Below are 22310 nucleotides of genomic sequence, written 5' to 3' on the forward strand. Positions count from 1 at the left end.
AAAATAAAAAAAGCTTTGAATTTAAGAAGTAAAATTAAAATATGGAGTCAAATGAGAGCAATCATTTGTAAAAAAAACGAAAAAAGGTATTGCATAAATGGGGAAAATATTATATACTAGGTGAGCAACGAGTTAAGGAAGTTGGTTCCATAGCCAAGTTGGTAAGGCTACAGACTGCAACTCTGTCATCGTCGGTTCGAGTCCGGCTGGAACCTCCAACTGCCCAGGTGGCGAAATTGGTAGACGCACAGGACTTAAAATCCTGCGGACCTTAAAATCCGTGCCGGTTCGACTCCGGCCCTGGGCACCATTCAAAAAAAGAAATTGAAAAAAATGAAAAAAAGTGTTGCAATTGAATAAGAAATGTGATATTATTGAATGGCACTGTTAAGAGGCGCTAGTAGCTCAACTGGATAGAGTGCTTGACTACGGATCAAGAGGTTGTGGGTTCGATTCCTGCCTAGCGCGCCAATCAAATATACGAACGGGAAGTAGCACAGCTTGGTAGTGCACCTGGTTTGGGACCAGGGGGTCGCAGGTTCGAATCCTGTCTTCCCGACCATTGTAATGGGGCTTTAGCTCAGCTGGGAGAGCGCCTGCTTTGCACGCAGGAGGTCAGCGGTTCGATCCCGCTAAGCTCCACCATTATGTTGCGGAGGTTTACCCAAGTCCGGCTGAAGGGATCGGTCTTGAAAACCGACAGGGGATGAAAGTCCCGCGGGGGTTCGAATCCCTCAACCTCCGCCATTTATTAAATTTCATATCGCGGGATGGAGCAGTCTGGTAGCTCGTCGGGCTCATAACCCGAAGGTCGTTGGTTCAAATCCTTCTCCCGCAACCAAATGGTCTGGTAGTTCAGTTGGTTAGAATGCCGCCCTGTCACGGCGGAGGTCGCGGGTTCGAGCCCCGTCCAGACCGCCATTTATTTTGGTTCCGTAGCTCAGTCGGTAGAGCAGAGGACTGAAAATCCTCGTGTCGCTGGTTCGATTCCGGCCGGAACCACCATTTTTATCAAAAACGATTCACTACATGGCGGGGTAGCTCAGTTGGCTAGAGCAATCGGTTCATACCCGGTGGGTCGGGGGTTCGAATCCCTTCCCCGCTACCATTAAGTTTAATAGTGGTGAATACCACTTTTTATTTTACTTGGACCCTTAGCTCAGTTGGTTAGAGCTATCGGCTCATAACCGATCGGTCGAAGGTTCGAGTCCTTCAGGGTCCACCAAGATGTATGCAACCTCTTTATGAGGTTTTTTTTATTTTTTTATATCATAATTTGTGTTATGATATTTTTATGATATTCATATATATTTCATAACAATGTTATATATTGATATAAAAGTAGGTGATTTGATGGATGATATGAAATATATGGGGTTAACATATCAACAGGTAGAAGAACGTAAGCAACGAGGGCTTATTAATATATCACATGATAATATTTCAAAAACAAAAAAACAAATTGTTTTAGAACATACTTTGACTTATTTCAACTGTTTAAATGTTTTTTTAGCAGCCATTATTATTTCTACTGGTCGTTGGACCAATTTAACCTTTATGGTTGTCATCTTTATTAATGCTTTTATTGGTATTTATCAGGAGTTTAAGGTTAAGAAAATTATTGATCAGTTAACTGTTGTGACAGTTAAGAAAGTAAAAGTTATAAGAAATCAAGAAGAAATTATTATTCCTACGGAAGAATTGGTTTTAGATGATATTGTTTTTTTAGAAATGGGTAATCAAATAGGAAGTGACTGTATCGTTTTAAGTTCGCAGGGAATGGAAGTTAATGAAGCTATGTTAACTGGTGAATCTGAACCTGTTAAGAAGTATAAAGATGATGAGTTACTTTCAGGTAGTTTTGTAGTTGCCGGAAGTGCTTATGCGAAGGTTATTCGTGTAGGGAATGATAATTATTCCACTAAGCTTGTTCATAAAGCGAAAAATAAAAATAAAGCTTCTTCTGAAATGAAAGATTCTATTGAAAAAGTGATTAAAGTTTTAAGTGTTGTGATTATTCCAGTTGGTATCGTATTGTTTTTTTCACAACGTAGTGCCTTTCCAAATGATTTAGCCAGTGCCATTGTCAAAACTGTAGCTGGTGTCGTTGGAATGATTCCTGAAGGTTTGGTTTTATTAACAAGTTTATCATTTATCATTGGTGTTGGAAAATTGGCGCGTAAAAAGGCCTTGATTCAAGAAATGGAAGCTATTGAAGCTTTAGCAAGGGTAGATGTCTTATGCTTAGATAAAACAGGAACCATTACAACAGGTGAACTCAAAGTTGAAGAAGTGATACCTGTTGAGCCATATCGTTTAAAGGAAATAGAATATATTATGGGTGTGATGGCTCATGAGTTTGATGATGTCAATGCAACGCAATTAGCATTGCAAGACTATTTCTTTAAACAAGACAACGTTATTGTGAATAAACGTATTCCTTTTTCATCTCAAAGAAAGATGCGTGCCTTAAGTATTCAAGGAAATGGTAACTATGTCTTAGGAGCACCAGAATTTTTATTACCATCAGATCATGTTGTTTTAAATCAGGGTGATGAATATGCCCAAAAGGGATTTCGTGTTCTTTTGTTAGGAAAAATAGATTTGATTGATGAACAAGAATCCAAGATTGGTCAAGTCAAGCCAATCGCACTTATTATTATTTATGATTGTATTCGTCCTGAAGCTAAAGAAACATTACATTTCTTTGAAAATGCAAATGTGGATATACGTATATTATCAGGGGATAATCCAGCAACTGTATCTCGTGTTGTGCAATTAGCTGGATTAAAGAATGGTCATCTCTATATTGATGCTTCAACATTACCTGAAGATGATATGGAATTAGAAAATATTGTTGCACATTATCATGTTTTTGGTCGTGTTAAACCAGAACAGAAACAGCGTATTATTAAAGCACTACAGGTAAATGAGCATGTTGTTGGAATGGTTGGAGATGGAGTAAATGATGTTCTGGCACTTAAAGATGCTGATTGTGGTATCGCTATGGCCGCGGGAAGTGATGCTGCTAAACAGGCTGCACATATTGTTTTATTAGATTCTTCTTTCGCATCTATGGTTGATATTGTGAAAGAGGGGAGAGCTATTATTGCAGATATTGAAAGAGTCAGCTCACTTTATTTAACCAAAACAATTTATTCAACAGTATTAGCCTTGATTTTTGCGGTTTTAAGAATGAGTTATCCATTTACACCATTACAGTTAAGTTTAATTAGTGGTTTAGCAATCGGTTTACCTAGTTTCTTGTTGACTCTGGAACGTTCATCGTCTTTATCATCACAAGGTTTTTTGAAACATGTCATTTCGACAGCTTTGCCTTGTGCCCTGACTATGATCATTTATATGCTGGCCATTACCTGGATTGGAAAAGAATTCCATTTTGATGCTAAAATGTTATCTACATATTATTATTTAGTTGCTGGTTTTATCAGTTTTCTGGTCGTTTTTGTTGTATGTTTACCATGGAATCGTATAAGAGTCATTGTTACGAGTACGATTACAGTTGTTTTTTATCTCATATTGATGATAATGCATGATTTCTTTGAGATTTATTCACTTTTCTCAAAATCATTAATTTTCATTATTCCAATATGTTTGAGCAGTATTTTTGTATTATTGATTTTAAAAAAAGCAATTGTCCTTTTATATCAACACTTTGAATGTCATTAACGTAATAATTTTAAATTATAAACTGAAATGTGAGTTTTATCTTTAGATAAAATTTGTTGACATTGTTCTTTAGCTAGATCAAAGAGCTTATAAGGATGAATATTAATGGTTGATACATAAGCACCACATTTGATTTGAAATGAACATGTATGATGTAAGTATTCAAATGTTTTGTTTTTCAAATATGAATGAAATTGAATAAAAGCAATTTCAATCAGTTCTTCATTTGTATTAAACATAACTAAAAAGAAGAAGTTGGATCTTTCATAATAGAGGTGAGCATCACCAAAATCAAAGAATTCATTCATTTTTGTTGCTAAATGTTTTGAAATATGAAAATAAAGTTGAGGATATTCTTCAATATGATAGGGTAGAATTTGATATTCAATATATATTCCAGTTAAAAAGCGTACAGTAGAAGGAATATGTAACTGTTTAAAGAAAGGATATAGATTTTTTTGATAATCAATATGCTGATAGGAAAAATCTGGATCTAAAATTGGGAATTGATATTGATTATTCGTTGAATCATATATATGCATTTTTAATCACCATGATTAACTTTAACATGTTTTCAATAAGAAAAATGTCGATTGTTGTCATGAATTGTATAAATAAGTCCTGAATGGACTTATTTTTATTTATAAACATATAAATGAATAGGTGAGTCTATGGATAAAAAACAATACCTTATCATTGGGTTTGGTTTATTAATATATATTATTATTTTAAAATATATGTTTTCTTTGCTTTTTCCATTTATATTAGCTATTCTCTGTTTTTTTGTTTTAAAGCCATTGATTGATCGTATTCAACAGTATATTCCATTACAAAAAAGTGCTATAGGTATTTCTTTGCTATTATTTATTTATCTTGCTTTAGCATTCCTTTTGGGCATATTAATAACAGCTTTATTTTGTTTATGTGTCCACTTTTTTCAACAATTGCCTGTGTATTATGATTCTATTTTTTTACCCTTTATATATAAAATAACAAAACTTTTAGAAAATATCTTTTCTTTTGTACCACAAGATTTTGTAATCATCTTTCAAAACTGGATTAATCAGAATATGCTTGATTTCATATCTTTTGCATCATCTTTTATTAAATCCATTCCTTCATTTCTTTTGTCTTTCTTCATATTTGTGATTTCTACATTTTTTCTTGTTTTAGATTATGAAGATATGAAAGGTTGTTTTTTACGACTCTTACAAAAAAAGACATGTTTTCAACTTGTACAGTTTAAAAATAGAGTCTTAAAAAGTTTATGGATTTACATGAAATGTCAGATTATTTTAATGTTTGTAACATTTTTAATTTTATTGATTGCTTTTCTTATTTTAAAGATTGATTCACCATTGCTTTATGCTTTTACAATTTGTTTGCTGGACAGTTTGCCATTTATTGGAATTGGAATTATTTTAATACCTATGATGGTTTTATATTTATTTCAAGGGGTATATATGAAGGCAGTTTATTTATTTTGCTTATATTTGATTATTAACATGATACGTAGTTTTCTTGAACCGCATATCATGAATAAAGAGATGAAAATTCCTGCTTTTTTATTATTGGTATCTATGGTTTTGCATATTCATTTTTTTGGTATAGCTGGCGTTATTCTTTCACCCATTCATATGAGTTTTATTTATCAGTATTTTCATAAAAGTGAGGATTTGATATAATAAACTTTAGGAAGGTGATAGTTATGAATAAAAAATATTTTTTCTTTGATATAGATGGAACACTTACAAATAAGCAAACAGGTGAATTGATACCTAGTGCAAAAACAACAATCAAAAAATTACAGGACAATGGTCATTTTGTATGTATTGCGACAGGAAGAGCTTATTATAAAACAAAAGAATTTGCGAAAGAAGCAGGATTTCACCATATTGTAAGTAATGGAGGCGCTGCTATTACAATGAATGATCAGCTTATTGAAAATAAACCTTTGGATCGTCAAAAAGCTATTGCGTTATGTCAGGAAGCTCATCAAAAAGGATTTGGACTTCTTATTTCACCTAATGATAGTATTGATGTTATTATGAATGATGAATTATTTATTCAACAGGTTGGATATAGAAAAGAACCAACTAGATATTTCTTTGATTCATCATTAACTTATCAGGATATTCAAGATTATTATAAAATTTATATTGCTGTGGATGAAAAGCATGAACATGAATTAACACTTCTTGATTCAATTGGACATATTCGTTTTATGAAAGAATATTTAACATATCAGCATGATGCTAAAGATGAAGGTATTTTCAAAATGTTAGAGTATGTTCATGGTCAAGCTGAAGATGTCGTTGTTTTTGGGGATGATTATAATGATTTGATTATGTTTAAACCAGAATGGACATCAATTGCAATGGGAAATGCCTGTCAAGAATTGAAAGATAAAGCGAGCTTTATTACAAAAGCAAGTTATGAAGATGGTATTGAATATGCCTGTCAATATTTTGGATGGATTTAAATATCTATTTATTGTATACAATTATACAAAATAGTGATATAATGGACTTAATATAGAAAAAGGGGTGAGAATCTATGAATGATCAAATCCAAGATTTTTTTGAAAAGTCCTTAGTTGAAAATCATATAGATAATGAACTTTATCAAACTTATTCTGTGAAAAAAGGTTTACGTAATGAAGATGGTACAGGAGTATTGGTTGGATTAACTAAAATTTCTGATGTTGTTGGATATAAAATCCAAGATGGAGAAAAAACAGATGATTATGGAAGTCTTTATTATCGTGGTATTAATGTTGAAGACATTATAAATGGTCAAAGAAAAGAGAAAAGATATTTATTTGAAGAAGTATGTTTTTTAATTCTTTTTGGTTATTTGCCTTCATATGATGAGTTTGAAAAATTCAAAAAAGTTTTAAGTGATCGTTATGAATTGCCTCCACATTATTTAGAGGCCAATATCTTAGGATTTCCAGCTAAAAACTTAATGAATAAATTACAGCAGGAAGTATTGATGTTATATGGTTATGATGATGATCCTGATAATACAAGTATAATAGAAACTCTTAATAAGGGAATTGATTTATTGGCTAAGATTCCAAGTATTGTCTGTTATACATATCAGACAAAAGTTCATTATTTTGATGAAAAGAGTCTGGTTATTCATCATGTTCAAAAAGATTTAAGTATTGCTGAAACGATTTTATCTTTATTGAGAAATGACGGAAAATTTACTCAAAAAGAAGCAGAAGCTTTAGATATTGCATTGGTTTTACATGCAGACCATGGTGGAGGAAATAACTCTACATTTACCAATGTTGTTATTTCTTCAACAGGAACAGATATATATTCTTCAGTAGCTGGAGCAATTGGTTCTTTAAAAGGGCCGCGTCATGGAGGAGCAAATTTAGCTGTAAAAAAACAAATGGAAAACGTTATTGAAGAAATATCATTAGATGCAACTGATGATCAAATAAAAATGATTATTAATCGTATTTTGGATAAAGATTTCAATGATGGCAGTGGTCTTGTTTATGGAATTGGACATGCTGTTTATACATTAAGTGATCCTCGTAGTGAGATGTTAAGTCAAATCTGTGAGGAATTAGCCATTGAAAAAGGGCGTCATCAGGAATATTTATTTTATAAACGTTTTGGTGAAATTGCTGTTCAAGAAATTTATCAACGAAAAGGAATCCATGTCTGTACGAATGTCGACTTTTATAGTGGGCTTGTTTACAATATGTTGAATATACCGAGTGATCTTTATACATTATTATTTGTTGTTGCAAGAACAGTAGGGTGGATCGCACATAATGTAGAAAACAAATTATATTCAAACCGTATTATCAGACCAGCTACAAAATATGTTGGGACATTAAAAGACTATCAGCCAGTTGAAAAACGTAAATAAAAAGCAAGTCTAAGCTTGCTTTTCTTTTTGCATTTTTAAACGATAAGTTAATGATGATGGATGCTTTTGGCCAATAGCAATATAAATAAGAATAGATAAAATATTTGCTATAGCAATGATGGCAAACATATAATTATATCCAATCATATCAATCAAAACACCAGCGATTCCTCCACCTAATCCAATTCCCATATCATAAGCACATAGAAATGTTGAATTGGCTGCACCTCTTCTTTGAGGTGGTGCAATACTCACGGCCATAGACTGTAAGGCGGGTTCAATTCATCCAAAGACATAACCAGAAAGAGCTGCTGAAAGAAGAAAAGTGATGTTATGAGGAATGAAAGCTATCAGGAATAATGCAATAAACATACACATATGACATGTGTAAACAAAGATAACTTCCTCTTTTTGATTGGCCACTTTTCCTATGAAAATTCTTGTTAAGAATAACATGACAGCCACAATTGTAAAATATATTCCTCCTTTAAATGACAAAAAAGGCATAAGTCCATAATCTGGACTTACACCTTTTCGTTGCTCGATAACGTTGATATTATAGCAAAATCATTTTTAAAATGTAAAAGTTTGTTTAAACAAATCTCTATATATTCATTATTTAACAACTTTTGTCCAATGATATTTATCTTCAAGACGCCCCCATTGAATACCTGTTAGAGTGTCATAAAGTTTTTGTGTGAGAGGACCTGTTTTAAAGTCATGAATCGTTATTTTTTCACCTTTATAACAAAGTTCACCAATTGGAGAAATAACAGCAGCTGTACCCGTTCCCCATGCTTCTTTTAATTGACCAGTACGACCCGCTTCCATGAGTTCATCAATACTTAAATCACGTTCTTCTACTTTATATCCCATATCTTTTAAGATATGTATAATAGAATCTCTTGTCACACCAGGTAAGACAGAACCTTCAAGCGCCGCTGTCACAACGGTATCACCAATAAGGAACATGACATTCATAGTTCCAACTTCTTCAACATATTTTCTATGAACACCATCTAACCAAAGAACCTGTGTATATCCGTTCTGTTCAGCTTTGACTTGTGCAGCAATGCTGGCAGCATAATTTCCACCACATTTTGTAAAACCAGTACCGCCTTTGACCGCTCTGACAAATTCATCTTCAACCCAAATTTTCACTGGGTTTACACCTTCAGGATAATAAGCACCTACTGGTGAAAGAATGATGATGAAACGATAACTGTCAGCAGGATGTACCCCAACGCCTGGTTGAGAAGCATACATAAATGGACGAATATATAAAGATGTATCTGGTGCAGTTGGAATCCAATCTTGTTCAAATTTAACAATGGCTTCAACCGCTTCTACAAACATATCTTCAGGAAGTTCAGCCATACATAGACGTTTGTTAGAATTAATCATACGTTTTCCATTCATTTCTGGTCTGAAAAGTAAAATATCGCCATTTGGATTACGGTAAGCTTTTAATCCTTCAAATGTTTCTTGAGCATAGTGTAAAACCATTGTGGCTGGATCCATTGGGATGGGTCCATAAGGGACAATGCGTGCATCATGCCAACCTTGATCTTTATCCCAATCCATAATGAACATATGATCAGTAAAATATTTTCCAAAACCTAACTGATCTTGATTAGGTTTTTCTTTTAAAGTTTGTACTTTTTCAATTCTTATTTCCATAAAAATCCCCCTTTTTGATTAAAGAAATTATACTCTTTTTTAAAGTTGTATACAATGTTTTTTTGAAATGAAATAATGAAAAAACGTTATATTTTCTATAATTCATAAATTTGTTTATATAAAATTGTTATATTGGTATAAAATGGTAATGAACAATTTTAGTGAAAAGGACATTGAGTTGCAAGAAATAGAAAAATCATATATAATATTTCTGTTAACATTTTGAAAGGGAGTGTATTTGTGGAGTATATAACACTGATTGGAATCGTTATCATCGTTGTAGGATTTGCCTTAAAATTAGATGTTTTAGCGACTGTTATTATTTCAGGAATTGTGACTGGTTTAGTTTCTGGAATGAGTTTTATTGAAATATTAGAAATCTTAGGAAGTTCTTTTGTTTCTAATCGTTTAATGTCAATTTTCTTAATTATTTTCCCAGTTATTGCGATTATCGAAAGATATGGTTTAAAAGAAAGAGCTGCATATTTAATTGGTAAAATAAAAAATGCATCGGCTGGAAAAGTCTTAGCGATTTACTCTGTTATTCGTACTATTGCTTCTGCATTAAATATTAGAATTGGTGGGGTTGTACAGTTTGTAAGACCATTAATTTATCCAATGGCTCAAGCAGCAGGTGAAAAAGTTAAAGGTGGAGAGTTAGATGAAAAAGAAGAAGAATCATTAAAAGGATTATCTTCTGCAGTAGAAAACTATGGAAACTTCTTTGCACAAAACTGTTTCCCAGCTGCCAGTGGTGTTGTTTTGATGTATGGAACAATGGCTGAAGCAGGATTTACAGAAGTGACTCTTGCATCCATTGCAACGGCTTCTATATATATTGCGGTTATTTCTGTAGCATTAACATTTGTTCAAGTCTTTTTATATGACAGAAAAATCAAGAAGGGAGGAAATAAATAATGTTAGACTTTTTAACAATCTATCTTCCTGAATTCTTCTATGTTTTATGTGCATTTGTAAGTTTTGATACTGCTTATCGTGCAACACGTAATAAAGAAGCAAAAGTAGGAACAACATTATTCTGGGCTTTATTAGGTGTCATTTTTATGTTAGGAAAATTACTTCCTAATGTTTTAATTGGAGCTATGCTTGTTGTTATGGGATGCTTAACAGCAACAAATCAGGTGAAAATGGGTGAATTTACAGAATCAACTCATGAATTCCGTCAACAAGCGAGTGAAAAATTAGGAAATAAAATCTTTATTCCTGCTGTTTCTATTGGGGTTATGGCTTTAATTTTATCATTAATTCAATATAATGCTGAAACAGCACAGACATTTTTCTTGAAATTAAGTAATTTCTTTACTTTACAATTATTTTCATTTGGTAGCAGTGCAGGAAATCCAACTGCATTAGATGGTGCCGTTATGACAGGAATTGCATGTCTTGTAGCACTTGTTTTAGCGATGATCATTTGTAAACCAAAATTATCTGAAACACGTAGTGATACATCACGTTTATTAATGCAAGTAGGAGCTTCTTGTTTATTACCACAGTTGTTAGGAGCTTTAGGAAGTGTTTTTAATGAAGCAGGTGTTGGAGATGTTATTTCAAACATTATTTCAAGTGTTATCCCATCTGGTAATATTGTGATTGGTGTTATTGTTTATGTTTTAGGTATGGTTATCTTTACAATGATTATGGGTAATGCTTTTGCGGCATTTACCGTTATTACCATTGGTATTGGGATTCCATTTGTTATTAATCAAGGTGGAGATCCATCAATTGTAGCTGCTTTAGGTATGACAGCTGGATATTGTGGTACACTATTAACGCCAATGGCAGCAAACTTCAATATTGTTCCTTGTGCCGTTTTAGAAACAAAAGATCAAAAATGGGCTGTTATTAAATCACAGCTTCCAATGGCTATGATCATGATTGTTATTCATATTGTATTAATGCTTGTCTTAGCATTTTAGGAGGTTATAAAAGATGAAAATTTTAGTGACTGGTTTTGACCCATTTGGTGGAGATAAAATTAATCCCGCGATTGAATCTGTAAAATTATTGCCTGATGAAATTGCAGGAGCTCAGATTATAAAATTAGAAATTCCAACCATTTGTCATCAATCTTTAAAGGTCATTGATGAAGCAATTGCTAAATATGATCCAGATGTTGTTTTATCTATTGGTCAGGCTGGAGGACGTACAGCTATCACTGTTGAAAGAATTGGAATTAATATTGATGATTGCCGTATTCCTGATAATGCTGGGCAACAGATTATTGATGAACCTGTTTTTGAAGATGGACCTGCAGCTTATTTCTCTAATTTACCAATAAAGGCCATGGTTGCACGAATTTGTGAAAAGAATATACCAGCTGCAGTATCTAATACGGCAGGAACATTTGTATGCAATCATGTGTTATATGGAGTTAGACACATTATTGAAACGAAATATCCAGGGAAAAGAAGTGGATTTATACATATTCCATTTTTACCAGAACAAGTTATTGAAAGAGCAAACACTGCAAGCATGAGTTTATCAACTATAGTAGAAGGTTTATGCGCAGCTATTGAAGCTATTGTAGATACTAAAGAAGATTTAAAAGTAACAGGTGGAGCGACACATTAATGGCAAAAGTATTTGTATATGGAACTTTAAGACAAGGTATGTATAATTATGACATTTATTTAAAAGATCAAGCAACATATTGTGGTCATGGTTATATAAAAGGAAGTTTAATGACAATTATTGGTAAAATTTATCCTGCTTATTTATGTGAAGGTCAGGATATGATTTTTGGTGAAGTTTATGATGTTAATGATCAGACTTTAGCTCATCTTGATGAGTTAGAAAGCTATTTTGGTAAAGATTGCCAGAATAATGAATATAATAAAATCTATATGGATATTTTAGATAATGATGGAAAAGTCAAAGATCAAGCATATGTTTATGAGTTTAATATGGATAATCCTATGAATGTCAATCTTTTAGGTAAAGATATCCTAGAACATGATTATGTTCAATATATGCAAAAGAAAAAATTAAATTCACAAAATTTATTTGATGATGAAGATATGTTTTATTAAAGAGTGTTTATATTGAAACAAGTCTATTATAAATGTAAAAAACCACGTCTTTTGAATGAACTCTAAAAGTTCAATTCATGGCGTGGTTTTTACTATTCAATTATTTCTATTTGTAAAGACTTCATAACGTCAATACTTTTTTGATGAGTGATTTGATCACTGCTGGCACAACCTTTTAAATCTACACGTACGGGCGTGTCAGGTAAAGCTGATTTGACCATAATCGCATTCGATAAAACACAAATATGAGAAACAAGTCCAACTAAAGTAACACTTTCATATTCTTTATTTTTTAAATCATTAGCCATTTCTAAAGATGGAAATGTTTCTTTCTTATAGCAGGTACAATCACTTAATAATTCTTTCACTTTTCCATATAACTGCCATCCTGGTGTATTTTCTATACAATGGGCAATAGGAAGATGCAATCCTTCATAAGTCTGTAGATAATTTGTTTGATGTGTATCCATTGTATAGATAATATCATCATGATTTTGTTGGAATGTCTGAATTAAATGGACAATATGATTTTCTAGTTGAGGAGCTTCATCAAATCCTAAACTACCAGTCACAAAGTCATTTTGAAAATCAACAACAATTAATAATTTTTTCATGTTTTCACCTCAATATTATTTTACTGCTTGTTTGAAGCATGTCAATGATATTGAAAAAGATAATATTTTCATTGTTTAAAAAATGCGTTATAATGGGTAGGTAGATGAGGTGAGGGTATGACATTAGATCAGATGAGTCCTCAAACATTGGTACAGATTGTATCTGTTAATGGTAAAGGACTTTTGAGAAGACGCTTATTAGAAATGGGTTTAACACCCCATACATTAGTGAAAATCAGGAAAGTGGCACCTATGGGGGATCCAATAGAAGTTTATTTAAGAAGCTATGTTTTGACTTTGAGGAAAGAGGATGCTGCCTTGATTGAAGTGAGGGTGGTTGATGATGAGTAAAAAAATTGCTTTAATTGGTAATCAAAATTGTGGGAAGACAACATTATTTAATGCTTTGACTGGTTCTTCTCAGCATGTTGGGAATTTTCCTGGCGTTACTGTTGAACAAAAAACAGGATTCATAAAAAAACATAAAGATGAATTAGAATTAATAGATTTACCTGGTATTTATTCATTATCACCTTATACAGCTGAAGAAATCGTTTCTATTCGTTATTTATTGGAAGAAAAACCATGTTTAATTATTAACATTATTGATGCAACGAATATGGAACGAAATCTTTATTTAACAACTCAATTATTAGAATTAAATATTCCTATGATTCTGGTTTTAAATATGATGGATGAAGTGATTACGAGTGGTAATAGCATTGATATTGATGGCTTAAAGGAACGTTTAGAAATGGATATTGTTCCTATTTCAGCAAGTAAAAATGAAGGTATTGAAGATGTTATAACGGCTATTGAAAATAATTTAGATAAGCCATCACAACATATTGATATTTGTCATGGTGTTGTGCATAAAGCTATTCATTCTATATCACATATCGTTGAACAGAGTGCACAATCTTTACAGTTGCCTTTACGTTATTGTGTGACAAAGATTATCGAAGGTGATGATGAGATGTTTGATCAATTGCATATTGATCAGGGAGATCGTCATATTATTGAGCATATTTTACAGAAGATGGAAGAAGAAGCAGGAACAGACCGTGAGGCAGCACTTGTTGATATGCGTTATTCTTTTATTGAAGATGTATGTAAGCAAACTGTTTTTATAGAAAGTGAAACAAAAGAACAAATTCGTTCTGAGAAAATTGATCGTTTATTGACACATAAATATTTAGGAATTCCTATTTTTATTCTTATTATGTTGTTGATCTTTTATTTGACATTTTCACTTATTGGAGCACCATTACAAGATTTAATGGATTCTATTATTGGAGAATTTTCAAATATGATCATTCGCCTTCTAGAACAATATGATGTTGCTTTTTGGTTACGTTCTTTAGTTGGAGATGGTATTTTGGCAGGTGTTGGAAGCGTATTATCATTTCTACCAGTGATTGTGATTTTGTTTTTCTTTTTATCAATGCTGGAAGATAGCGGTTATATGGCACGTGTTGCATTTGTCATGGATAAGGCGTTGAGAAAAATAGGATTATCAGGACGTTCTTTTGTACCTATGTTAATTGGTTTTGGATGCAGTGTCCCAGCTATTATGGCAACACGTACCTTATCCAGTGATCGAGATCGTAAGATGACAATTATTTTAACGCCATTTATGTCTTGTAGTGCGAAACTGCCTATTTATGGAATGATTATTGCGGCTTTCTTTCCTCATAAAGCAGCAATAGTCATGATAAGCATTTACTGTATTGGAATTTTAGTCGCTATTATTTCTGCTTTATTATTGAAAAATACGATATTTATTGGTGAACCTGTTCCATTTGTATTGGAGCTTCCAGCTTATCGTATTCCAACTTTAAAAAATGTCTATTTAAATGTTTTAGATAAAGCAAAGGATTTTATCCATAAAGCCTTTACTATCATTTTTATGGCTTCTATTGTGATATGGTTTTTACAAAGTTTTAGTTTTACTTTTGATTTTGTCACAGACAGTTCGCAAAGTATTTTAGCTGCAATCGGTTCATTTGTATCACCTATTTTTGCACCACTTGGTTTTAATGATTGGCGTGCTTCAACAGCTTTAATGACAGGTATTACTGCAAAAGAGTCAGTTGTTTCTACTTTAACTGTTTTAACACAATCTTCTTCAACAGCAGCTTTAAATCAAGCATTAATTGGCATTTTCACACCATTAAGTTCTTTTACATTTTTAGTTTTTACCGTTTTATATATGCCTTGTGTTGCTGCTTTTGCTGCAACAAAACGTGAATTACGTTCATGGCCTCAGGCAATTTTAACAGTCATGTTTCAAACCGGAATGGCATATCTGGTTGCGTTTGTTATCTATCAGTTAGGACAATTGCTATTATAGGAGGATAAAAAATGGAAGAAAATTATCAAACATTATTACGTATGAAAGAAAATCAGTTAATAAAGGCTTTTGAAAAAAATCAGATGTCATGTATGATTGTCAAGGATGAAAATGAATTAAAACAATATTTAAGAACTGTTTTAAAGGATCAAAAGAAAGTTGCTGTAGGAGGAAGTGTCACATTATCACAATTAGGAATTATTGATTTGATAAGGGAAAGCGATGTACAGTTTATAGATCGTTATGAAATGGGATTATCTCAAGAACAAGTGAAAGAACGTTTAAGAGAAGGGCTATTGGCAGATATATTTATTACAGGAACTAATGCTTTGACAATGGATGGATGTTTATATAATATAGATGGTACAGGGAATCGTGTAGCAGCAATGATTTTTGGTCCTAAAGATGTTTATGTTATTGCTGGAATAAATAAAATCTGTGCGAATGAACAGGAAGCGATTGAACATATACGTCAATATAGTGCACCAGCTAATGCTTTACGATTGCATAAGCATACACCTTGTACAAAGTTAGGACAATGTCAGGATTGTTTAAGTGACGAACGTATTTGCAGCAGTTACGTTAAACTTGCTTATCAGGGACAAAAAAATCGTATTCATGTCATTATTATTGAGGAAAATATAGGTTATTAGGTGAAGAGTTATGAAAAAAACAGGTATATTATTTCCTATTTCAGCATTGCCTAGTGTATATGGAGTAGGAGATTTTGGTCAAAATGCATATCAATTTATTGATAAAATAGCCGCAGCACATCTTGAAATTTGGCAGATACTGCCATTAAATCCATTAGGATATGGTCATTCCCCATATCAGCCTTTATCAAGTCATGCTGGTGATGAAATTTATTTAGATATCGAAGCTTTTATTGAAGCAGGGTTATTATATCCTGATGAAGTTCACATTGATAATCAACAGAGTTTATATGTAGATTATGCAAAGGTAAGAAAACAAAAACAAGCATATTATCGTTTGGCATTTTCACGTTTTCACGGTGATCAGCAATATCAGGAATTTGTTGAAAAAAATAAGTCATGGCTTTATTCATATGCTATTTTTAGAGTTTTTAAATCACATCATCATGAACGTTCATGGGTTGAATGGCCAGAAGAATATAAAAATTATCAACATGATCAATCTTTTTCATTATTGCCGTTTACTAAGGATATTGATTATCAAATTTTCTTACAGTATTTCTTTTTCTTACAGTGGCAACAACTCAGAGATTATGCGCACAAAAAAAATATTGAAATTATTGGAGATATGCCTATTTATGTAGGATTAGATTCGGCGGATGTTTGGCAAAACAGAGAATGCTTTTTATTAGAAGAAGATGGGACACCTTCATTTGTAGCAGGTGTACCTCCTGATTATTTTAGTAAATTTGGACAACGTTGGGGAAATCCTATTTATAATTGGGAATATTTAAAACAACACCATTATGCTTTTTGGGTTGAGCGTATGAAAGCGAGTCAACAAATGTATGATCGTGTCAGAATTGATCATTTCAGGGGATTTGATACGTATTGGAAAATTCCAGCGAGTGAACCGACTGCTGTTATCGGAGAGTGGGTTGAAGGACCAAGTTATGATTTATTTGATACTCTGTATTCATCAATTGATCATTTATCTATTTTAGCTGAAGATTTGGGTGATTTAAGAGATGAAGTTTATCAGTTGAGAGATCATTATCATTTAAAAGGTATGTATGTTTTTCAGTTCCATTATGCCTATGATTTTGATTTTTCAAATGTTGTTGTTTATAGTGGAACACATGATAATGATACTTTAGTTGGATGGCTCAATACTTTAGATGAAGATGAATATAAAAAATTAGAAGAACTATTACAAGATTATTCACAACAACATATGTATCAGAAAATCTTAAATTATTGTTTAGATTTAGATGCCAAAGAAGTTATTATTCCATTTTGGGATTTGATGGGCAAAGATACATTTTGTCGCTTTAATGTACCAGGGAAAATTGGTTCTCCTAACTGGGAATATCATTTAACAGATTTTCAGGAATTTGATGTCTATTTAGAACAGTTCTCTCATATGATAAAAGAGAGCAAAAGGGGAGATTAATTTTGAAAAAAGCAATTGTTTTCGCTGGAGGAGGAGCCAAGGGTGCTTATGAAGCTGGGTTTATAAAAGCTATTCATGAAGCGCAAATGGATTATCAGATAGTAACGGGAACATCTATAGGAGCTTTAAATGCCTGTTTGTTAGCGCAAAAGGATATAGATGTTCTCTTGCATTTATGGGAAAATATTGAAGAAAAAGATGTTTTTGAAGGGGGCTTACCAGATTTGAGTTTTGATTTTGATCATATGCTTGATCAATCACATCTGGTTATTTCATTTTTTAAGAATTATATGAAAGAAAAAGGTGCTGATATTACACCTTTAAAACATTTGATACGCCAGTTATTAAATGAAGATAAACTTCTTCAATCATCAATTGATTTTGGATTATGTACAGTACAATTTCCATCACTCAAACCCTTGTATATAACAAAAGAAGAAATGCCACGTCAACATATTTATGATTATTTATTAGCCAGTGCCTCTTGTTTTCCATTGTTTCCTATTCATCGCTTTCAAGATCAGGCGTATATTGATGGAGGGTATTATGATAATGTTCCCATTGATTTAGCTTTAGCTATGGGAGCAGATGAAGTATTAGTCATTGATATGAGTTATCCTGTTAAGCATTCCCATTATTTGCATCGTCCTCATATTCATTATACGTATCCAACTGTTGAACTCAGTGGATTTATGGATTTTTCTAAAGAATCTATTCAACGTTCACTACGTTTAGGATATCAGCAGGGTCAAAAAGCAATGAACAAGTATGTTGGTCATAAATATACATTTTTACCATTTCAAACTGTCTTATTTGAAAAAACTTATCAAAATATTTTATTGACAGAAAGATATATACGTCAATATACAAAAAGTAGTAGTCAAGATCATCTTTATCAGCAGTTTCTAGAGGCACATTTCCAAGAGCCTTTACAAAAAGAAGATTATTTATATATTTTACTCGATTGGATCTGTGAAATTTTAGGACGTGATGAGAGTTATGTTTATCAGTTTGATATATTCGTTCATGATTTACTGCAAGATTTTCAAGAATATCTGCAAAAAGATTTTTCTGTTTTATTAAATGGTGATTTGCACATTCTTAAACATATGAATAATAAAGGAATTGTAGGCATCATTCTACATTTTCTGCTTTATCCTGAACATGATAAAATTGGAAATGAAAGATTGATGACATTATTTGATAAACAATATGTTATAGCTCAATTGATTAAAATGATATATATAGAAGAAAAACAAGGTTCATTATAAACCTTGTTTTTCATATAAATTCTTTTTTGTTTTATCATAAATGATTTTAAGACCTTTAAATGTAAGATCAGCATCATAAATATCAATGAAATCTGTTTCTTTAGCAATCATTCTTCCTAAACCACCAGTTGAAATGACTTTCATATCTTGCTGATATTCTTTTTTGATTTGTTTAATCAAATATTCCGTTTGTCCAATATATCCAAAGAAGACCCCAGCCTGCATACTTTTGATAGTATTTTTAGCAATCACTCGTTCAGGTTTTTGAATTTCAATTTCAGGAAGTTTGGCTGCCTGAGAAGACAACGCATTTGCACAAATGCCTATTCCTGGAGCAGTTGCTCCACCTAAAAACTCTCCTTTTTCACTCACAACATCATAAGTTGTAGCAGTCCCAAAATCAATAACGAGGCAAGGACCACCATAAGTATAATAAGCACCAGCGGCATCAACCAGACGGTCAGCACCTAAAGTTGAAGGATTATCAATACGAATATCAATACCAGTTTTGACACCTGGGCCAATAAAGATAGGATTTTTATGTAAATATTTTTTGATACAGTTAGTAAATGAATAGTTGATTTTTGGTACAACACTACTAATAATAATATCTTGAATATCATCAGCAGATATTGAAGAAGCGCTCAAAAAAGATAATAACATAAATCCATATTCATCAGATGTTCTTTGGAATTTTGTTGTTAAACGATAAGTTCCAATTAACTGATCTTGATGATAGATTCCCATTGTAATATTTGTATTTCCAATATCAATAACAATTAACATTTTTCTTCCTCCAGCTTTTTCATTTGATTTAAGATAATGTAAGCTAACTCCTGTTTAGACATCTTTTGATAATCTGTGACATCTTGCTGTGTTAAAATACTGACGACATTGGTATCTCCCTGAAAACCTGCGCCATCTGTTTTTAAATGATTAGCCACAATCATATCGCAGTTTTTCTTTTGTAGCTTCATTTGAGCATTTTCAATAAGATGACTTGTTTCCATCGCAAAACCACAGATCACTTGAGATGCTAAACGTCTTTTCCCAATTTCTAATAATATATCTTTGTTTTTATGAAGTTCCAATGTGAGTGTATTAGTATGCTTTTTGATTTTCTCATCAGCTATTTCATTGCAGGCATAGTCACCCACAGCAGCAGACATAATCATATAATCATATTCTTTAACACACTGAATGATTTGATGATACATATCGTTTGCACTGATCACATCAATAACATTGACTCCATGTGGCTTTTTGAGATGCGTAGGTCCACTGACAAGCGTGACATTGGCCCCTAATTGGAAAGCAGCTTTCGCAAGCGCATAGCCCATTTTACCACTTGAGTGATTGGTAATAAAACGAACAGGATCCAGACTTTCTTGTGTAGGTCCAGCACTGATTAATATGTTTTTACCTGAAAGTGTTTTTGGTGCTAACATATAATCAATCATTTCTAATAAAGTGTCTTCATCTGCCAGTTTTCCATTTCCTGTATCACCACAGGCTAATAATCCTGAGATAGGTTCTACAAAAACAACACCTGTTTCTTTTAATAACTGCATGTTCTTTTGTGTGATAGGATTTTCATACATATGAACATTCATTGCAGGCGCAATGAGTTTTGGACATGTGGCAGCTAAAAAAGCACTTGTTAGCATATTATCAGCCATACCATATGCCAGTTTTGCAATCGTATGAGCACTGGCAGGGACAACCATAAATAAGTCAGCATCTTTGACAATATCTACGTGAGTAATGATAGCTGGATTTTCATCATCAAATGTATCCACATAGACTTTACGTTTTGTCAGCGACTGAATACAAACAGGAGTCACAAAACGTGTAGCACTTTCACTCATCATGACTTCAATCTGATATCCCTGTTTCACTAAATCACTAATGAGCTGTATGCTTTTAAAAGCCGCAACACTTCCTGTAATACCAATAATTATTTTTTTTGACATTTTTTCACCTTATTTCTTAATTTGAATTAAAATACGTGAAACAATAACAGAAATAATTGTTCCAACAATAGCTTCTAATAAACCAGTTGTCGCAATGATTGTGAGAAGATAGGGCATCAATTTTGAAAATGTCATGCCTAAAGCTGAAGCATATTGATTTCCAAAGAAAAGATAAATACCACCCAATACAAGAATTGTATTTGTCATTGCACCTAAAAAAGAACCTAGACTCATTGCTAATATAGGATGTTTTTTCCATTTTTCATAAATCATTCCAGCAACATATCCAATACAGACCCTAGGAATGATCGCAATCACTAAACTCCAAAATGAACCACTTATAAATGGTGAGAAAACAAAAGATGTAATGGTTGGCTGAATTGTATTTATAAATAGACTTGATAAGCCAAAAACCAGACCAACTTGAGCACCTTTATTTTTCCCTAAGACAATCCCTGCAATAATAACAGGAATATGCAAAGTTGTGGCACGTAATGGACCAATAGGAATAAAACCTAGAAAAGGAACCATAACCATTAAAATTTCAATGGCAATAAAAAGCGACATGAATGCAAGATTCTTAGTTTTTTGTTTATTCATTTGTACCTCCACTGTCATTTCTATCATAGAATACGACGTTTTCATAAGTTTAAAAAAGAAAAGTTAGTGCTTGATAAAAGTCACTACTGACGATATTCTTTTTTCATTTCACATTATACATGGTTATCTTCTTAAAAGCAATGTATAATATTATTAATAATAATTACTATTATTAAAAAAGTTCTTGCTTTATTATTTTTAAGGTGTATAATGAAGATAGATGAACAAGGAGGAAAAAGAAAATGTCAAAATGGATTTGTAAAATTTGTGGATATGTTCATGAAGGAGAAACAGCTCCAGAACAATGTCCAATCTGTAAAGCTCCAGCAAGTCAATTTGAAAAAGTTGAAGAAGAAAAGAAATCTAAATATGCTGGAACAAAAACTGAAAAGAATTTAATGGAAGCTTTTGCAGGTGAATCTCAAGCAAGAAATAAATATACTTATTTTGCTGAAATGGCAAGAAAAGAAGGTTTAGAACAAATTGCTGCGATTTTTGAAGAAACAGCTAACCAGGAAAAACAACATGCAAAAATGTGGTTTGCGGAATTCCATGGTATTGGTTCAACTGATCAAAACTTAGAAGATGCTGCTGCTGGAGAAAATGAAGAATGGACTGATATGTACAAACGTATGGCTCAAGAAGCAAGAGAAGAAGGTTTTGAAGAATTAGCTATTAAGTTTGAAAATGTCGGTAAAGTTGAAAGATCACATGAAGCACGCTATTTAAGATTATTAAAAAATTATAAAGAAGGAAAAACATTCAAAGGAGATGCTCCAAAAGGATGGAAATGTAGACAATGTGGTTTCATTTATGAAGGAGAAGAAGCTCCTGAAAGATGTCCAACATGTGGTTATCCAAAAGCATATTTCGAAAGAATGACTGAAAATTATTAATCTAATCTGGTAAGTGATGAGAATTTCTCATCACTTTTTGTTTCTATTGCGACTTCAAACTATGTCATATATAATAGGATACGTAAAGCAATGGTTTTTAAAGAAGGTGAAAGTGATATGTTAAAAAATCAATTTGTTAACAATTATTTTGATGATGGTTTGCTTTTCAAAGAAGATTTTGTT

The 22310-nt window shown here is 32.4% G+C and carries 21 protein-coding genes and 11 tRNA genes; 25 read left to right on the top strand and 7 right to left on the bottom strand.

From position 1 onward, the window contains the following. Nucleotides 1–143: 143 nt before the first annotated feature. From B5G32_RS00005 to B5G32_RS00060, 12 genes are all read left to right on the top strand, one after another. Nucleotides 144–218: transfer RNA gene (locus B5G32_RS00005), tRNA-Cys, on the top strand. 3 nt (nt 219–221) lie between these two features. Next, nucleotides 222–310, top strand: a tRNA-Leu gene (locus tag B5G32_RS00010). Between the two features lie 84 nt (nt 311–394). Continuing rightward, nucleotides 395–471, top strand: a tRNA-Arg gene (locus tag B5G32_RS00015). 14 nt (nt 472–485) lie between these two features. Further along, nucleotides 486–562, top strand: a tRNA-Pro gene (locus B5G32_RS00020). A gap of 7 nt (nt 563–569) precedes the next feature. Beyond that, nucleotides 570–645, top strand: a tRNA-Ala gene (locus B5G32_RS00025). A 9-nt stretch (nt 646–654) separates the two neighbouring features. Further along, a tRNA-Ser gene (locus B5G32_RS00030) sits at nt 655–747 on the top strand. Nucleotides 748–764: 17 nt separating this feature from the next. Then, nucleotides 765–841 (top strand) — tRNA-Met (locus B5G32_RS00035). Between the two features lie 3 nt (nt 842–844). Beyond that, nucleotides 845–921, top strand: a tRNA-Asp gene (locus B5G32_RS00040). Between the two features lie 8 nt (nt 922–929). Further along, nucleotides 930–1005, top strand: a tRNA-Phe gene (locus B5G32_RS00045). Between the two features lie 26 nt (nt 1006–1031). Then, a tRNA-Met gene (locus tag B5G32_RS00050) sits at nt 1032–1108 on the top strand. 40 nt (nt 1109–1148) lie between these two features. After that, nucleotides 1149–1225, top strand: a tRNA-Ile gene (locus tag B5G32_RS00055). A 128-nt stretch (nt 1226–1353) separates the two neighbouring features. Then, complete coding sequence (locus B5G32_RS00060) at nt 1354–3690, top strand: HAD-IC family P-type ATPase (RefSeq protein WP_087935433.1); 2337 nt, start codon at nt 1354–1356, stop codon at nt 3688–3690. Here B5G32_RS00060 and B5G32_RS00065 read toward each other — a convergent pair. Then, the gene (locus tag B5G32_RS00065; RefSeq protein WP_087935434.1) at nt 3687–4232 is read right to left on the bottom strand and encodes a hypothetical protein; all 546 of its coding nucleotides are present in this window, start codon (nt 4230–4232) and stop codon (nt 3687–3689) included. The genes B5G32_RS00060 and B5G32_RS00065 overlap by 4 nt on opposite strands. A 129-nt stretch (nt 4233–4361) precedes the next feature. On the opposite strand from B5G32_RS00065, the gene B5G32_RS00070 reads away from it, so the two are divergent. From B5G32_RS00070 to B5G32_RS00080, 3 genes are all read left to right on the top strand, one after another. Then, on the top strand, nt 4362–5375 hold the full coding sequence (locus B5G32_RS00070; RefSeq protein ID WP_087935435.1) for an AI-2E family transporter: 1014 nt from the start codon (nt 4362–4364) through the stop codon (nt 5373–5375). 23 nt (nt 5376–5398) lie between these two features. Further along, a complete protein-coding gene (locus B5G32_RS00075; RefSeq protein ID WP_087935436.1) occupies nt 5399–6172 on the top strand; it encodes an HAD-IIB family hydrolase in 774 nt (257 codons plus the stop codon). Nucleotides 6173–6246: 74 nt separating this feature from the next. Then, the gene (locus tag B5G32_RS00080; RefSeq protein ID WP_087935437.1) at nt 6247–7584 is read left to right on the top strand and encodes a citrate synthase; all 1338 of its coding nucleotides are present in this window, start codon (nt 6247–6249) and stop codon (nt 7582–7584) included. Nucleotides 7585–7593: 9 nt separating this feature from the next. Here B5G32_RS00080 and B5G32_RS00085 read toward each other — a convergent pair whose 3' ends face one another. Both B5G32_RS00085 and B5G32_RS00095 read right to left on the bottom strand, forming a co-directional pair. Next, nucleotides 7594–7866, bottom strand: a complete 273-nt coding sequence (locus tag B5G32_RS00085) for an MFS transporter (protein ID WP_255374723.1) — start codon at nt 7864–7866, stop codon at nt 7594–7596. A 333-nt stretch (nt 7867–8199) separates the two neighbouring features. Next, entirely contained in the window at nt 8200–9264 is a 1065-nt protein-coding gene (locus B5G32_RS00095; protein WP_087935440.1) for a branched-chain amino acid aminotransferase, read from the bottom strand. A 240-nt stretch (nt 9265–9504) separates the two neighbouring features. On the opposite strand from B5G32_RS00095, the gene B5G32_RS00100 reads away from it, so the two are divergent. The 4 genes from B5G32_RS00100 to B5G32_RS00115 are packed head-to-tail and all read left to right on the top strand — an operon-like array spanning nt 9505 to nt 12314. Then, nucleotides 9505–10182 carry a DUF969 domain-containing protein gene (locus B5G32_RS00100; RefSeq protein ID WP_087242744.1) on the top strand — a complete coding sequence of 226 codons (678 nt, stop codon included), beginning with the start codon at nt 9505–9507 and terminating at the stop codon, nt 10180–10182. Beyond that, on the top strand, nt 10182–11201 hold the full coding sequence (locus tag B5G32_RS00105; protein WP_087935441.1) for a DUF979 domain-containing protein: 1020 nt from the start codon (nt 10182–10184) through the stop codon (nt 11199–11201). Before B5G32_RS00100 ends, B5G32_RS00105 begins: the two co-directional genes overlap by 1 nt. Before the next feature lie 13 nt (nt 11202–11214). Further along, a complete protein-coding gene (gene pcp / locus B5G32_RS00110; protein ID WP_087242740.1) occupies nt 11215–11856 on the top strand; it encodes a pyroglutamyl-peptidase I in 642 nt (213 codons plus the stop codon). After that, nucleotides 11856–12314, top strand: coding sequence for a gamma-glutamylcyclotransferase family protein (locus B5G32_RS00115; protein ID WP_087935442.1), 459 nt, complete (start codon nt 11856–11858; stop codon nt 12312–12314). The genes pcp and B5G32_RS00115 overlap by 1 nt, the downstream gene beginning before the upstream one ends. Nucleotides 12315–12406: 92 nt before the next feature. Here B5G32_RS00115 and B5G32_RS00120 read toward each other — a convergent pair whose 3' ends face one another. Continuing rightward, the gene (locus B5G32_RS00120; protein ID WP_087297424.1) at nt 12407–12928 is read right to left on the bottom strand and encodes a cysteine hydrolase family protein; all 522 of its coding nucleotides are present in this window, start codon (nt 12926–12928) and stop codon (nt 12407–12409) included. A gap of 117 nt (nt 12929–13045) precedes the next feature. Between B5G32_RS00120 and B5G32_RS00125 the strand changes: the two genes are divergently transcribed. The 5 genes from B5G32_RS00125 to B5G32_RS00145 are packed head-to-tail and all read left to right on the top strand — an operon-like array spanning nt 13046 to nt 18658. Further along, nucleotides 13046–13279: a FeoA family protein gene (locus B5G32_RS00125; protein ID WP_087242734.1), complete on the top strand. Its 234-nt coding sequence runs from the start codon at nt 13046–13048 to the stop codon at nt 13277–13279. Continuing rightward, nucleotides 13269–15281: a ferrous iron transport protein B gene (feoB, locus tag B5G32_RS00130; RefSeq protein ID WP_087297423.1), complete on the top strand. Its 2013-nt coding sequence runs from the start codon at nt 13269–13271 to the stop codon at nt 15279–15281. Before B5G32_RS00125 ends, feoB begins: the two co-directional genes overlap by 11 nt. A gap of 11 nt (nt 15282–15292) precedes the next feature. Then, nucleotides 15293–15934 (top strand): lactate utilization protein, encoded by a 642-nt coding sequence (locus B5G32_RS00135; protein ID WP_087297422.1) that lies wholly within the window; start codon nt 15293–15295, stop codon nt 15932–15934. Between the two features lie 10 nt (nt 15935–15944). Continuing rightward, complete coding sequence (malQ, locus tag B5G32_RS00140) at nt 15945–17387, top strand: 4-alpha-glucanotransferase (RefSeq protein WP_087935443.1); 1443 nt, start codon at nt 15945–15947, stop codon at nt 17385–17387. Nucleotides 17388–17389: 2 nt separating this feature from the next. Beyond that, the gene (locus B5G32_RS00145) at nt 17390–18658 is read left to right on the top strand and encodes a patatin-like phospholipase family protein (RefSeq protein ID WP_087935444.1); all 1269 of its coding nucleotides are present in this window, start codon (nt 17390–17392) and stop codon (nt 18656–18658) included. On the opposite strand, the gene B5G32_RS00150 is transcribed toward B5G32_RS00145, so the two are convergent. Genes B5G32_RS00150 through B5G32_RS00160 form a run of 3 tightly spaced genes read right to left on the bottom strand, consistent with a single transcriptional unit; the run spans nt 18653 to nt 21231 of the window. Further along, nucleotides 18653–19444, bottom strand: coding sequence for a type III pantothenate kinase (locus B5G32_RS00150; protein WP_087242724.1), 792 nt, complete (start codon nt 19442–19444; stop codon nt 18653–18655). The two genes, B5G32_RS00145 and B5G32_RS00150, sit on opposite strands and share 6 nt — an antisense overlap. Then, complete coding sequence (coaBC, locus tag B5G32_RS00155; RefSeq protein ID WP_087935445.1) at nt 19438–20631, bottom strand: bifunctional phosphopantothenoylcysteine decarboxylase/phosphopantothenate--cysteine ligase CoaBC; 1194 nt, start codon at nt 20629–20631, stop codon at nt 19438–19440. The genes B5G32_RS00150 and coaBC overlap by 7 nt, the downstream gene beginning before the upstream one ends. 9 nt (nt 20632–20640) lie before the next feature. Beyond that, nucleotides 20641–21231, bottom strand: a complete 591-nt coding sequence (locus B5G32_RS00160; protein WP_087242720.1) for an ECF transporter S component — start codon at nt 21229–21231, stop codon at nt 20641–20643. Between the two features lie 242 nt (nt 21232–21473). On the opposite strand from B5G32_RS00160, the gene rbr reads away from it, so the two are divergent. Then, nucleotides 21474–22127, top strand: coding sequence for a rubrerythrin (gene rbr, locus B5G32_RS00165; RefSeq protein WP_087242718.1), 654 nt, complete (start codon nt 21474–21476; stop codon nt 22125–22127). Nucleotides 22128–22310: the final 183 nt, after the last annotated feature.

Origin of the sequence: Massilimicrobiota sp. An80, assembly GCF_002159255.1 — a bacterium.
Classification (GTDB): Bacteria; Bacillota_I; Bacilli_A; order Erysipelotrichales; family Coprobacillaceae; genus Allocoprobacillus; species Allocoprobacillus merdigallinarum.